Here is a 13,024-nt window from a genome sequence, read left to right on the forward strand (position 1 = left end):
GAAATGGCCTGATTAACACTGGCAATAGCCAGTAGGTTGTCTTGTGAGAAGAGAATGGTATGCGTAGCAGATCGTGGCTGAAACTTCGCGTTGGACCTGATGTTCTTCCATTGCGGCCCCAACTGCTTGGTTGCCATCGAATTGAAGGCGGGACGGTTTGAGCCAGAATATCTCGGCAAACTGGCCTTCTATCTTGCAGCCTTGGACCGCGACCTCGCAAGGCGAACGAGCAATCCGTTCAGCTTCGGTCGGTGCTCACTGCGCGCTGTCTGGTGCTCATCGGTTTGGTTCACACAACAGGTCGTGGATATGAAGACAACAGGCAGTCCGCATTTATTTCAGCGCACAGTTTCTTTGAGACGATGCATCTTCTCCATGCACGTGGCTGCCAATGCCGTCCAGCCAGTCTGATGACTCGCTCCGGTGCCCCGACCGGTGTCGCCACAGAAATATTCGCTGAAGAGCACCAGGTTTTTCCAGTGTGGGTCATCAATGTAACGTTGCTCGTTGCCATGGGATGGACGACGTCCGTCGGCATCACGCAAAAATAGGCCGACCAGCCTTCGCGCTATCTCTTCCTGGACTTCCTGCAGTGTGAGCATCTTCCCGCTTCCAGTGGGACACTCGACCGTGAACGTGTCTCCGTAGACAGCGTGATAAGTCGCCAAGGAGTTCAAAAGCAAGATATTCATCGGGAACCAGACGGGCCCGCGCCAGTTACTATTTCCGCCGAACATGCCACTGTCTCCTTCACCCGGAACGTACTTTACTACAAGAGTCTTTCCGGCTAATTCGACCTGATATGGATTGCCGTCGTGGTATTTGGAAAGACCGCGGACGCCATGATCCGAGAGAAATGCAGTTTCATCGAGAAGCCGCGTGAAGATCCGCAAAAGACGTTCCTTGGGCACAAGAGCAATAAATTTAGAGCCAGAGAGTAATGGATCTGAGGTCTCTACGTCGGAAACATGTCTCGCCAGCTCAGGCTTGTTTGCAAGAAACCACTGCATCCGCTTGCGAAACCCCGGCAGACGATCAACATCTTCTTTGTGAAGGATACAGATCGCATACAGAGGAACGATGCCAACGATCGAATGGACCTTAAGCGCCCTTGGCGGCTGATTCGCCGTAGTCAATTGGTCGAAGTAGAAGCCATCCTCTTCGTTCCACAGGCCGGTTCCGCCAAGTCCATTGATGGCATCGATGATGGCAATATAGTGCTCGAAAAATTTGCTGGCGATGTCTTCGTAAGCAGGTCGAGTCTGTGCAAGTTCGAGAGCGATCAGCAGCATGGAAGAGCAGTAAAGTCCCATCCATGCGGTACCATCTGCCTGATCGAGGCTTGTTCCATCGGGCATTTTGATCGAACGATCGAAGACCCCGATGTTATCTAATCCGAGGAATCCGCCGCCAAAGAGATTGTGCCCCTTCTGATCGTTACGATTGACCCACCAGGTAAAGTTCAGCAGCAACTTCTGGAAAGCACGTTCTAGAAACTCAATGTCCCTCACGCCTTCATTTCGCCGCGCGTCTATCAGATAAACGTGCATCACCGCCCATGCATGTACAGGCGGATTGACATCCCCAAAAGAGAACTCGTAAGCGGGCATCTGGCCGTTCGGATGCATATACCACTCGCGCAAAAGAACAAGAAGCTGGTTTTTCGCGAAAACTGGATCAATTTCGGCCATGGGAATCATGTGAAACGCAGTGTCCCAGGCAGCGAACCATGGATACTCCCACTTGTCTGGCATGGAGAGAATGTCGCGGCAGTAAAGATGTCGCCAATCGGCATTCTTGCCCACTAGTCGTTCTTTTGGCGGAGCTGGTTGAGCAGGGTCTCCTTCAAGCCAGCGCTCTGAGATGTAGTAATAAAACTGCTTCGTCCAGAGCAGTCCCGCGTAGGCCTGGCGCGAGACGTTCCGTTCATCATCGTTAAAGCTATCTGGAATACGTTCTGCGTAAAACGCATCCGCTTCTCTCTGGCGCGCTGTTAAAATTTCATCGAACGCTTTCTGATTGATGTAGGGTGGCTCACCGTTGTCTTCGCGAACTAGCCGTAGCCGCAGCACAGACGAGTCCCCCGCACCCAGCCTCAGACGATATACGAATGCAGACTTTGTGCCTTGTAACTCTTTATTGACGGCCTCCAACTCTCCTCGAACCAAATACCGGTCGAAGCCGTCTTTCGAATATCGGACTGAGCCCTGATAATTCGAAACGAGTCGATGAAAGTTCGTGTCATTCTCTGTAAAGATGACTTCTTCCATCTTTGGTCCAGATTCATCAATCGCGCAAAAGCGAAAACGACCAAGTATCTTGTGATTCGCAATCACAATACGGTCGCTACTCTCCTGCATGCGCATCCAAGGGCGTGTCTCTTCACCCGGTTCCAAGTTGCGCCATGACCAGTTATTTCGAAAGGTAAGGGTGGGTGCAACGGTAAGGTCAGAAGCAGCGGGGCCGCGGTTCGAAATTGTAAGCTTGATCAGCGTGTCTTCGGGGCCGGCTTTTGCATACTCCACTTGCACGTCGAAGTAGCGTTCCTCATCAAAGATTCCCGTATCCAGAAGCTCGTACTCCGGTTGATCGTATCCGCGCTTGCGATTGGTCTCGACGAGATCATTGTAAGGAAAGGCCCTTTGAGGATACTTATATAAACCTTTGCAGTAAGAGTGCGTTGGTGTGGCGTCGAGATAGTAGTATTGCTCCTTGACGTCCTCGCCGTGGTTTCCCTCTGGATTCCCCAGTCCGAAGAGACGTTCCTTTAAGATAGGGTCGTTTCCGTTCCATAGCGAGGGGGCGAAGCATAGCCGACACTCACGATCGGTCCAACCGAGGATTCCATCTTCGCCCCACCTATAGGCACGATATCTCGCCATGTCATGAGTAAAGTTCCATGCATTTCCATCAGCCGAATAATCCTCCCGCACAGTGCCCCACTGCCGCTCTGGAAGATAGGTTCCCCATCGCTGCCAATTCTCCTCGCGAGAATTGGATTTCGCAAGCCTGGTATCTTCTGCCGTACTCGGTAATTGACTGAATGCTCCCTGCCGTTTTGACGTCGCATTATCAATCATGATTCTTATACCGTCCGCTTGGAGTTTGAATGCCGGGAAATACACGATTCTGATCTTGCGGTACTTCATCAACGCAGACTATTCACCCGTCCAACGGCTGTTCCCAGCTACTCCTAATTTAGCGCGCAACGCGAATTACTCAAATGGTTACTCCCTGTATCAACGGAAGTACATCGGCTCGACGATCTCGGCTGCCTTACATGCTGGCGTTGTCGTTTTTCAGGTCGCTACAGCCACTTCAATCTGACGCAGCAAGTTCACTGCCTGCTCAGGTTAATACCGTTCGTCTCGAGCCACACCAAGCTTCTCGTGCCAGCTGCTTATCTTACTCCTGATGCAAAATTGCGAGCACTCTAACGCGGTCGCCTAGGAGTCGTGAAATGCGGTGGGTCGGATAGAAGACTGACGATGTCCATGTAGCGGCCGCGACCCAGGTTGGTGTAGTTGCTGGCGTTGCCACTCAGACCGGAATTTCTTCAATGCGTCCTGATCCAACGATCGCAGCGCTATCGGCAGGCGCAGCATCGATGGCGCGACCACCGGGAGCTATCCAGGAACGGGTCCAGGAGCGGGCGACGGTCCGTATGATGAGAAGCACCCCAACTGCGAGGACGGCATAGAGCAGGAAGCTTGCGTGGTAGGAGCCAGTGTGTTGTTTGGATTGTCCGAGCAAGTTGGGGAGGATACCACCGCCCAGAGCCCCTATCTCGCCGATCATGCCACCGGCGACCGCGGTGGTAAGTGGCCAGCGAAGGGGGACAAGTTGGAAGGTTGCCCCGATACACGCTCCGAGCGCGGCAAAGCAGAGCATGAAGAGCAAGGTGGTGGCGATGAGTGGTGGTGTGGTCATCAAACCGAAAAGTCCAGCGATGGCTATGAGGAAGACGACGGAGAGCGTAGTGATTCCGCCCACGCGATCGGCGAACCAGCCTCCGAGAACGCGGGTGAGTGAGCCGGTTAGAGTTGCAAGTACGGTGAGGCTGCCGCCTGGGCTTTCGTGACGTGGAACTGCGAGTAGTAGAAGGAGGGCAGGAAGGTGGCGAGTCCGAGGAATCCCCCGAAGGTGATGTAGATGAGGTTGAAGGTCCAGCCATCGGATTCGAAGAGGCAGGAGAGATGCTGGCGTAACGGCTGGCGCTCGATGTCGGGCGGCTCTTTGGCGAAGATGACCATGACGAGCAGCGGCAGAAGCATCATGGCTGCTGCAAATCCGTAGACGTGCTGCCAACCGAAGTGCATGGCGAGGCGAGGCGCAAAGAGAGCGGCTAGAGCGGTGCCGCTGTTGCCAGCTCCAGCGATGCCCATGTGGAACTACGACAACGGCGAGGGTGTAAACCTCATTCCGTTTGCCCGGACGGAGTTCGACATCAACCTGCCGCCGTACATCCAGCACAATACGCCGAAGGCGGCGGATGGCGCTGGAGACTTCTCGGTGATTGCGAAATATAGGCCGTTTGCGGCAAATGCGAAACAGGGAAACTACTCGACGCTCGTGCAGGTAGCGTTCTCGGTGCCTACGAGGAGCTACAAAAACGGGACCGCGGTGTCGACGATAACTCCCACGGTGGTACTCGGCGAAGGCTTTGGCAATTTCGACGTACAGTCAGCCCTGGGTGCAGTGTTACCAACGAGTTCTGTGCAACAGATTGACAGAACGATGCAGTTGAATACAACTGCTGAGTGCAAGATGGGAAAGTATTTCTGGCCGGAGGTTGAAGTGAATGCAAGCTATTATCACGGCAGCACCAATGATGATAAGAGTCAGGTGTTATTACTCCTTGATTGATGGTAAGCAAGATCAATTTCGCAAAGACCGAAGGACAGATTGGGGATAGTGTTGGGGACGGGGATGCAGATTGCGACATCCAGCTTCCACGCCGATAACCACGGGCTGGTTTTGACTGGACGTATTGTGTTTGAGGCAGTCGACTAGGCTCATCTTGACAGCCGCCTCTATTATCAGAAGATGGTCTTTCTCTCAAAATAGATGTATTTGAACGGACATCGCTTCTGCAGGCGGTGTCCCGATGCGGGATGAAAGTCCACGATCTTGATAAGGCTGGAGATGGAGGAAGCGTGGCGCATGCGAGCTTCAACGGACTTCGCGTACTTTCGCTCGAATCTCGCCGAGCGAAAGAGGTCGAAAAGCTGATCCGCACGTACGGCGGCGAGCCGATTGTTGTGCCGTCGATGCGTGAGGTAGGGTTGGAATCGAACGAGCATGTGTTGGAGTTTGCCGCGAAGCTGCTTGCGGGCAACTACGACCTGATCCTCTTCATGACAGGCGTGGGTGTGCGTGCGATGCTGGAGATCGTTCAGACTCGCTATGACCGGGATGAGTTTCTTGCGGCGCTCCGGAAGGTGAAGATCGCCGCGCGTAGTGCGAAGCCAAGTTCGGTGCTTCGTGACCTGAAGATTGCGGTGGATGTCACATCGGAAGAGCCTTCAACACTGCACTCTTTCCAGAAGAAAATCTCGGCGAACTCGGAAACGCCAAGCACCGAATCTTCTACGGCCCCGGCATCAACAACTTCGACATGGCCCTCCAGAAAAACCTTCGCTTCGCAGACGCAAAATCTCTGGAGTTTCACCTGGAATCCTTCAACACCTTCAACCACAGTCAGTTCTACGGCCCCGCCTCAGTCGATGGACAAGTCGAAGACACACAAAACTTCGGCAAAATCGTCAGCGCCGCAGCCCTCGTCTCGTCCAGCTTGCAGCTAAGTTCTCGTTTTGAAGTAAGCGCGCGCAGAAAACTCTTTTATGGACGGGCCGGAAAATGTTCATCTGTCTGAGGACTACCTATTCAACCCGCATGCGTCGTATCAAGCTCACAGGAGCGGTCAAGAGTATCCTCGAACGGCGCATGAAGGAGACGGCAAGCTGATGTGTCGACTGAGCTGAATACCGTTTTTTATTGGAGCACCGAATGGGATTTGAACCCATGAATACTGGTTTTGCAGACCAGCGCGTTAGCCACTTCGCCATCGGTGCCCTTGTTCGCCGCGAAACAAACTTATAGCGGCAACCCTGGTCTCACTCTACTCCGGTTGTGCCACCGTACGCAGATAAGGCTTCACCGTTTTGTAACCGGGAAAGATCTTATCGGCGTCTTCATTGGAGACCGCTCCCGTAATGATGACATCATCGCCCTGCTTCCAGTTGGCTGGTGTCGCCACCTTATGCTTGGTCGTTAATTGCATCGAGTCAAGCACGCGAATGATCTCATCGAAGTTGCGTCCTGTCGTCATCGGATACGCAAGCGTCAGTTTGATCCTCTTATCCGGTCCAATCACAAACACAGTCCGCACCGGCGCGTTGTTCGCCGGCGTCCGCCCCTCTGAAGTCTCGCCCGCATCGGCCGCAAGCATGTCATACAGCTTTGCAATCTTCAACTCCGGATCGCCGATCATTGGATAGGTCACCTTCGCGCCTCCGACCTCTTCAATATCCACGGCCCACTTCTGGTGGTTGACGACCGGGTCCACGCTGAGCCCAATCACCTTGGCACCGCGCTTTGCGAAGTCGCTCTCCAGGTTCGCTACCGCACCGAGTTCGGTTGTACACACCGGCGTAAAATCCTTCGGGTGCGAGAAGAGAACAGCCCAGTTATCACCAATCCACTCATGGAAATGAATCGTGCCCTGGGTAGTTTCAGCGGTGAAATCGGGAGCAATATCATTAATGCGGAGTGACATAGTCGATTCGCCTTCTTTGGGGTTCACCCAATCTTCCTTTGCTAAAAATAAACGCGTCCAACGATGGCTCGAGTTGCCCGGCTCAACGTAGAAAACCCACCCGGCTCGTTCGCTCTGGGTGGGTCTCTGTGCTGCTCGAAGATGTCTGCTTCGATTAGCTCATCCACACACCCACACTGGGCTACAGCAACAGCAGCAGCAGAGAGTGGGCATCGTGTTTGGCATTATCGTCATAGTCAAATGTTTTATACCGCAGCCAGCTAAGCTAGCATGAGGCCGGTTTGCCCCATCGCGGTCTTTTCAAACCATACTTCCGAGGAGACTCTATGTCAACTGACGATCCCGCGGCTGCCCCTGCAGCTTTCGCCGCAAACCACTCCGCGTCCTCTCGCATCTACGACTTCGCCCAGGTGGACGTCTTCGCCGAACGCCCTCTTGAAGGCAACGCCCTCGCCATCTTTACGGACGCTCGTGGCCTTTCCACCGACGAGATGCAAGCCCTTGCGCGCGAGACGAACCTGAGTGAAACCACCTTCATCCTTCCCCGAGATCCGGAGATCGAGCGCGAACGCGGCATTCAGGTCCGCATCTTCCTCACCACCGAAGAGGTCCCCTTCGCCGGCCACCCAACCCTCGGAACCGCCAGCTGGCTCTACTTCAATCATCCAACCTTCCGTGGCGCGGAGCAGATCACTCTCGATCTTGGTATCGGTCCAATCCGGATTCGCTTCCAGACGCCTCTACCTCGAGAGATCGGAGTCTTCGGCACCATGCAGCAGAACGATCCCACCTTTGGCGAAGTTCTCAGCAGCCTCGACGACCGTGCAGCTGTCGCCAACGCGCTCAGCCTCGCCATCGACGACCTCGATCCGCATCTATCCGCGCAGGTCATCTCCACCGGCATGGCGTTCTGCATAGTGCCCTTGCGATCGCTCGAGGTCGCGAGCCGGCTTCGCATTACCACGCAAAACTCCCGTCCATTTCTCGACCGAGTCGGTGCAAAATTCTTTCACTGTATTACTCCCGCTAATGAGAACTCAACAGCACAATGGCACGCACGCATGCAGTTCGATTCAGGCGAAGATCCTGCAACCGGCTCTGCCTCTGGATGCACGATCGCTTACCTCGTCCGTCATGGCCTCGTTGCGAGTGGTCAACAGATCGTCATTGAACAGGGAATCGAGATGCTTCGTCCCAGCCGCATTCATATCAGCGCAGTGATCGAAGATGGAGTCGTCACAAAAGTGTTCGTCGGTGGCCGCACCATTCCTGTTGCAATGGGACGCTTTTTCCTGCCGTGATGCACTCGATTTCAACAGGCGACCATCGTGAATCGTCAATGAATACGGTGGCTTCCGCGCATCGGTGGATGTGCAAGCTCTAATATTGTCAGTCTTCGCTCAAACTTCGCCGCTTGCCAAGTGACCGGCTCATTCGTACTGTTGGAAAGCGTTGACGGCGACCTTGCATGCAATATGTAGCGTCGTTGGAGATGAGTGCTTTCGCCTGTTATCTGACAATTTGAGTTGAGAGAAGCTCGACTGCCTCGCAGTCGCGACTCCCCAGCGCAGTCTCGCTGCCTGCAAACGCAGTGAGGTCGATGTGGACATTCCCATCATCGGCACTCACCGTATCCGCAGCAGAAGGATCTCTTGCGCTCCTGGAGCCGCGTGGCAACCTGCGCCGGCCTACAGCCTCTCTCGCACCCCGCGGTTCGGCAGCTTAGCTCGCTGGACAGTTGGCCCTGATCCCTTGTGGAGCAGATAGGAGAGCTTTGCTCGTTCCGTCTTCTCTGCTCGGGAGCAGCGGACCCACTACGCACCGAAGAGCCGCATCCGGCTGAGCCACGGGGAAGTTTTGAACAACACCAGACCGGCGTGCCTGCAAACCAGCAGACACGTCGGACTGGCCCCATCGGCCGCGAGCCACCAGAAGGTGGTGTCCGGCAGAAGCGAGACTGCATGCGACCCAAGAAGACGATTCTCTGCGTAGATGACAACGAACAAATTCTCTCCGTCCGCACCTTCCTGCTCGAAACCCGTGGCTATCGTGTCGTCGCTGCCCGCAGCGCACAGGAAGCGCTGACCATCCTCGATCAATATCTCCCAGGCACGCTGGATCTCATCCTTTGCGATCTCATCATGCCGCAGATGGACGGCAACGAGTTGGTTCGTCGAGCCAAACAACTCCATCCCGGCTTGCCCGCGATGATTGTCTCCGGCACCGTCAATGCCTTCGACCGCGCAGTCCATGCCGACGTCTTCCTCCCCAAGGGAGCCTCGTCCCCAGCGGAGATGATCGAACGTATTCGAGTCCTCGTAGCGCGCAAGCGTGGCCCGAAGAAGGCCATCGTTGCGTCGCCATCGCAATCTCCGCAGCTTGGTTCTTTTACTCACGCCACGGCAAGTTGACGTCGTTGGCAAGGGAGAGCGGTCTCTAGGTTGGCAGTGCAGTTGGGAAAATCACGCCTCGACCAAACCATACTTTCTTTGCCACTGCATCTTCAGCCGCGCCCACACCGCTTGCTTCTCTTCACTCGAAACGGCTGGATCGGGCTCTGATGCAAATCGGGTTGCCTCTGTCTTCGCCAACTCCAACAGCGCACGATCGCGTATCAGATTCGCAACACGAAACTCCGGCATTCCGGCCTGGCGTGTCCCGAAGAACTCTCCTGGTCCGCGCTGCTGAAGATCAAGCTCGGCCAGCTCAAACCCATTCTGAGTACGAACCATCGCATCCAGCCGAGCCTCAGCCTGCTCACTCACCGTTCCGCCTGTCATCAACACGCAAAAACTCTTCGCCGCGCCGCGTCCAACACGTCCGCGCAGCTGATGCATCTGCGCCAACCCAAACCGCTCCGCATGCTCGATCACCATCACCGAAGCATTCGGTACATCGACGCCGACTTCAATAACGGTAGTAGCGATCAATACATCAAGGTCGCCTCGCTGAAACCGCCGCATGGTTACGTCCTTGTCGTCGGCGCTCAAGCGTCCATGCAGCAATCCAAGGCGAAGTCCGCTCAGCGGACCCATCCGCAGCTCCTCATACATATCCGTCGCAGCTCGGAGCGCCCTCTTCGGCTCAAACAGCTTCTCCGTCTTTATAGAAGACTTCGTGCCCCTGGCCTTCACACTGCCGCCCTTCGCACTCCCGGCTTTCGAAACTCTCGTCTTCTTTCCCGCCGCCGTTTTTTTGTTGTCATTCCGCAGCGTAGCGGAGGAATCTGCTTGTGCCTTCAGGCTTGCCTCGCCCGCGTCCGGTTCAACATCCTGCGGAAAATCCAACTCTGGCTGATCGTGCTTCGGCCCTTCAATCACCGGGTAGACGATGTAAGCCTGGCGTCCCGCCTCAACCTGCTTACGGACAAAACCCCATACATCCTCCGCTCGTTCCTCCGTCGTTCGTCTGGTCACAATCGGAGTTCGTCCCGGCGGCAACTCATCAATCACGCTCGCATCGAGATCGCCATACAGAGTCAGAGCAAGCGTTCGCGGAATCGGCGTAGCCGTCATCACCAGCACATCCGGATCGAGCGCTCCCGGCTTCTTCATCAATCGAAATCGTTGCTGCACGCCGAACCTGTGCTGCTCATCAACGATCACGAGACCAAGGTTCTCAAAGTCGACTTTATCCTCAATCAACGCATGAGTCCCAATCGCAAGATCAGTCTCGCCGCGAAAGATTCTCCCGCGTGCCTCGCGTTTCGTTGCCTCATCCAGCGATCCGGTCAGAAGCGTCACCCGGTAAGGCCTTCCGGTTCGCTGCGACAGTACATCGCCCAGCAGCTTCCGAGCAGATAGGTAATGTTGCGTTGCTAGAATCTCCGTTGGCGCCATCAGAGCCGTCTGGTAACCATTCTCAATCGCCACCAGCGCAGCCTGCATCGCGACGATCGTCTTGCCCGATCCCACGTCGCCCTGCAGCAATCGCCGCATTGGCTGTGGCCTGCGCATATCGCTCGCAATCTCGCCCAGCACGCGCTTCTGCGCCGCAGTCGGATGGAAGGGAAGCACCTGCTTGATCGCCTCCCGAACCTTCACATTCGTCACGAACGCCGTGCCCTCCCGCTCCCGCATCCGGCGTCTCTTCAACTCCAGCCCAAGCTCAAGATAAAAAAACTCTTCAAAGATCAGTCGTCGATGTCCAGGCGTCGTCGCTGACACCAGCTCTGCCATAGGCGTTCCGGCTTCAGGAAAATGCACAGCCTTCAACGCCTTCAACCGCTCCGGAAACGAAAGCCTGGCTCGCATGGCGCCAGGCAAGGTCTCAGCCTGACTTGCTGACTCGCTGACTTGCTGCTTTTCCAGTTCTTCAAACAGAGCCCAGATCACCCGCCTGAGCCACTTCGAACCCAGCTTCGCCCCCCACGCAGTCGTTCCCCCCAGCGACTCGTATACGGGCACGATCCGCCCGACCTCGAGCATGGAAAACTCAGCTTCCGCGCCACCGCCGGAAGGCAGCACTTCAAACTGCGGCTGAATCATCTTGAACTTTCCTGCGCTGCTCCGCGAAGGTTCCAGCTTTCCATACAGCGCAACCATCTGTCCCACGTGAAACTTATCCCTCAAATAGGTCCCGCGAAACCACATGCACTTCACCGTGCTAAGTCCCTGTCCCACCGTCATCTCAAACAGCGGCATACTCCGCGTCTGTAGCAGCACCGTTCCCCGCACCTCGCCGATCACCGACGCCATCGTTCCCGCCCTCAGTTCACTCATCGGCACCGGATTCAGGCGATCCTCGTACCGAAACGGCAGGTGATACAGCAGATCCTCCACGGTTTCGACGCCGCGCTTCGAAAGCTCGACCGCAATCCGCTCCCCCACGAGCTTCACAAACTTGATAGGTGTAGAAAGTTCCAGCACAGACCGATGCTACCAAGAACCCGCCGTCTCCAATTGCCGCACTTCCACAACAGCCTTTCAGTATTGACAGAAGATATGTTGCAATAAAAGAATGCCTCCCCCTGAAGAGAGCTCAGAACTAATCGCCGAGCGTAAGAACATCCTGCTGCACACGCCGCTGATGGCGCTTGCGGTAGCCGCCTTCGGCATCGGTACCTCCGAGTTCATCATCATGGGTCTGCTGCCCAACCTCGCCGACGACTTCCACGTCAGTATTCCCAAGGCCGGCGTCCTCGTCACCGGCTACGCGCTCTCTGTCACCATCGGCGCTCCTATCGTGGCCATCGCCACCGCCCGCCTCGAGCGCAAACTCGCCCTTCTTCTCCTCATGGGCGTCTTCACCCTCGGCAACCTGGCCTGCGCCATAGCTCCGACCTATAACCTCCTCTTTGCCGCCCGCGTTCTCACCGCCCTCTGTCACGGAGCCTTCTTCGGCATCGGCAGTGTCGTCGCTGCAAATCTCGTCCCGCGCAATCAGCGCGCCCAGGCGATCGCGCTCATGTTCTCCGGCCTCACGCTGGCCAACGTCCTGGGAGTTCCAGCCGGCACCGCACTTGGCCAGGCCTACGGCTGGAGAGTCGCCTTTTGGGCCATCGTCCCCATCGGCCTCCTCGCCGCAACTGCAGTCTTCTTCCTTGTCCCCCGACAAGCTCCAGGCTCAGGCGGTCTCCTCCACGAGTTCCGCGTCCTCCGCAAGCCGCAGGTCCTGCTCGTCCTCGCCATGAGCGTCCTCACCTCAGCCTCGCTCTTCTGCGTCTTCACCTACATCGCCCCCACTCTCGAAGCCGTCACTCTGGTCTCTCCTCACGCCGTCACTCTCACCCTTCTGCTCTTCGGAGTCGGCATCACCGTCGGCAACTTCCTCGGCGGCACCCTCAGCGACTGGCGCCCCATGGCCTTCCTCATCGGCGCACTCCTCACCCTCCTGGCCTCTCTGGCAGCTCTCTACTACGCCGAACCCCACGTCGTCCCCGCCATCGCGATGATCCTCATTTGGGGAGCGATCCAGTTCGCCGCCGGGGCCCCGCTCCAATCCCGCATCGTCGACCAGGCCGCCGCCGCTCCCAACCTCGCCTCAACGCTCAATCAGGGAGCCTTCAACTTCGGCAACGCCACCGGAGCCTCTCTCGGCGGCATGATGCTTACCGCCGGCTACACCTACCGCCAACTCCCTCTGGCCAGCATCATCGTCACCCTCGTCACCTTGATTCTCGCCATCCTCTCCGCCCGGCTCGATCGCAAACACCGCGACGCCCGCATCGCCGAGCAGCTATCCGTACTTTGACGACACACAAAGATCCCTGAACCCCCTGCTAAACTTGCATTAACTGAATACAAG

11 protein-coding genes, 1 tRNA gene and 1 pseudogene are annotated in these 13,024 nt (G+C 56.2%); 7 read left to right on the forward strand and 6 right to left on the reverse strand.

Annotated features, from left to right (window positions below; all coding sequences use genetic code 11):
* Positions 1 to 90 precede the first annotated feature (90 nt).
* Positions 91 to 411 (forward strand): PDDEXK nuclease domain-containing protein, encoded by a 321-nt coding sequence (locus HDF12_RS22830; RefSeq protein WP_218892326.1) that lies wholly within the window; start codon positions 91 to 93, stop codon positions 409 to 411.
* On the opposite strand, the gene HDF12_RS07340 is transcribed toward HDF12_RS22830, so the two are convergent.
* The 3 genes from HDF12_RS07340 to HDF12_RS22265 form a co-directional block, all read right to left on the reverse strand.
* Complete coding sequence (locus HDF12_RS07340; protein WP_257025400.1) at positions 339 to 3,149, reverse strand: MGH1-like glycoside hydrolase domain-containing protein; 2,811 nt, start codon at positions 3,147 to 3,149, stop codon at positions 339 to 341. The genes HDF12_RS22830 and HDF12_RS07340 overlap by 73 nt on opposite strands.
* Positions 3,150 to 3,540: 391 nt before the next feature.
* Positions 3,541 to 3,993 carry an MFS transporter gene (locus HDF12_RS22260; protein ID WP_257025401.1) on the reverse strand — a complete coding sequence of 151 codons (453 nt, stop codon included), beginning with the start codon at positions 3,991 to 3,993 and terminating at the stop codon, positions 3,541 to 3,543.
* Positions 3,994 to 4,037: 44 nt separating this feature from the next.
* Complete coding sequence (locus tag HDF12_RS22265; RefSeq protein WP_257025402.1) at positions 4,038 to 4,385, reverse strand: MFS transporter; 348 nt, start codon at positions 4,383 to 4,385, stop codon at positions 4,038 to 4,040.
* On the opposite strand from HDF12_RS22265, the gene HDF12_RS07350 reads away from it, so the two are divergent.
* From HDF12_RS07350 to HDF12_RS23060, 3 genes and pseudogenes are all read left to right on the forward strand, one after another.
* Positions 4,378 to 4,866 (forward strand): transporter, encoded by a 489-nt coding sequence (locus tag HDF12_RS07350; protein WP_179581887.1) that lies wholly within the window; start codon positions 4,378 to 4,380, stop codon positions 4,864 to 4,866. The genes HDF12_RS22265 and HDF12_RS07350 overlap by 8 nt on opposite strands.
* Positions 4,867 to 5,270: 404 nt before the next feature.
* Positions 5,271 to 5,483: pseudogene (locus HDF12_RS23055) on the forward strand (uroporphyrinogen-III synthase); the annotation flags it as partial.
* A gap of 29 nt (positions 5,484 to 5,512) precedes the next feature.
* Positions 5,513 to 5,875 carry an outer membrane beta-barrel protein gene (locus HDF12_RS23060; protein ID WP_479729375.1) on the forward strand — a complete coding sequence of 121 codons (363 nt, stop codon included), beginning with the start codon at positions 5,513 to 5,515 and terminating at the stop codon, positions 5,873 to 5,875.
* Between the two features lie 123 nt (positions 5,876 to 5,998).
* Here HDF12_RS23060 and HDF12_RS07360 read toward each other — a convergent pair.
* A tRNA-Cys gene (locus HDF12_RS07360) sits at positions 5,999 to 6,074 on the reverse strand.
* A 47-nt stretch (positions 6,075 to 6,121) separates the two neighbouring features.
* Positions 6,122 to 6,778: a peroxiredoxin gene (locus tag HDF12_RS07365; RefSeq protein ID WP_179583452.1), complete on the reverse strand. Its 657-nt coding sequence runs from the start codon at positions 6,776 to 6,778 to the stop codon at positions 6,122 to 6,124.
* A 326-nt stretch (positions 6,779 to 7,104) separates the two neighbouring features.
* On the opposite strand from HDF12_RS07365, the gene HDF12_RS07370 reads away from it, so the two are divergent.
* Positions 7,105 to 8,079 (forward strand): PhzF family phenazine biosynthesis protein, encoded by a 975-nt coding sequence (locus HDF12_RS07370; RefSeq protein WP_179581888.1) that lies wholly within the window; start codon positions 7,105 to 7,107, stop codon positions 8,077 to 8,079.
* Between the two features lie 660 nt (positions 8,080 to 8,739).
* Positions 8,740 to 9,189 (forward strand): response regulator, encoded by a 450-nt coding sequence (locus tag HDF12_RS07375; RefSeq protein WP_179581889.1) that lies wholly within the window; start codon positions 8,740 to 8,742, stop codon positions 9,187 to 9,189.
* Positions 9,190 to 9,240: 51 nt separating this feature from the next.
* Here HDF12_RS07375 and recG read toward each other — a convergent pair whose 3' ends face one another.
* Positions 9,241 to 11,646 (reverse strand): ATP-dependent DNA helicase RecG, encoded by a 2,406-nt coding sequence (recG, locus tag HDF12_RS07380; protein WP_179581890.1) that lies wholly within the window; start codon positions 11,644 to 11,646, stop codon positions 9,241 to 9,243.
* Between the two features lie 91 nt (positions 11,647 to 11,737).
* On the opposite strand from recG, the gene HDF12_RS07385 reads away from it, so the two are divergent.
* Positions 11,738 to 12,970 (forward strand): MFS transporter, encoded by a 1,233-nt coding sequence (locus tag HDF12_RS07385; RefSeq protein WP_257025404.1) that lies wholly within the window; start codon positions 11,738 to 11,740, stop codon positions 12,968 to 12,970.
* The last annotated feature ends 54 nt before the right edge of the window (positions 12,971 to 13,024 follow it).

Origin of the sequence: Tunturiibacter gelidiferens (genome assembly GCF_013410115.1) — a bacterium.
GTDB classification, from domain to species: domain Bacteria; phylum Acidobacteriota; class Terriglobia; order Terriglobales; family Acidobacteriaceae; genus Edaphobacter; species Edaphobacter gelidiferens.

Excerpts from the sequence above, each read along its gene's own strand:
- HDF12_RS07340 (WP_257025400.1), bottom strand. The coding sequence starts at position 3,149 with ATGAAGTACCGCAAGATCAGAATCGTGTATTTCCCGGCATTCAAACTC.
- HDF12_RS07350 (WP_179581887.1), top strand. The coding sequence starts at position 4,378 with ATGCCCATGTGGAACTACGACAACGGCGAGGGTGTAAACCTCATTCCG.
- HDF12_RS22265 (WP_257025402.1), bottom strand. The coding sequence starts at position 4,385 with ATGGGCATCGCTGGAGCTGGCAACAGCGGCACCGCTCTAGCCGCTCTC.
- HDF12_RS07365 (WP_179583452.1), bottom strand. The coding sequence starts at position 6,778 with ATGTCACTCCGCATTAATGATATTGCTCCCGATTTCACCGCTGAAACT.
- HDF12_RS07370 (WP_179581888.1), top strand. The coding sequence starts at position 7,105 with ATGTCAACTGACGATCCCGCGGCTGCCCCTGCAGCTTTCGCCGCAAAC.
- HDF12_RS07375 (WP_179581889.1), top strand. The coding sequence starts at position 8,740 with ATGCGACCCAAGAAGACGATTCTCTGCGTAGATGACAACGAACAAATT.
- HDF12_RS07385 (WP_257025404.1), top strand. The coding sequence starts at position 11,738 with ATGCCTCCCCCTGAAGAGAGCTCAGAACTAATCGCCGAGCGTAAGAAC.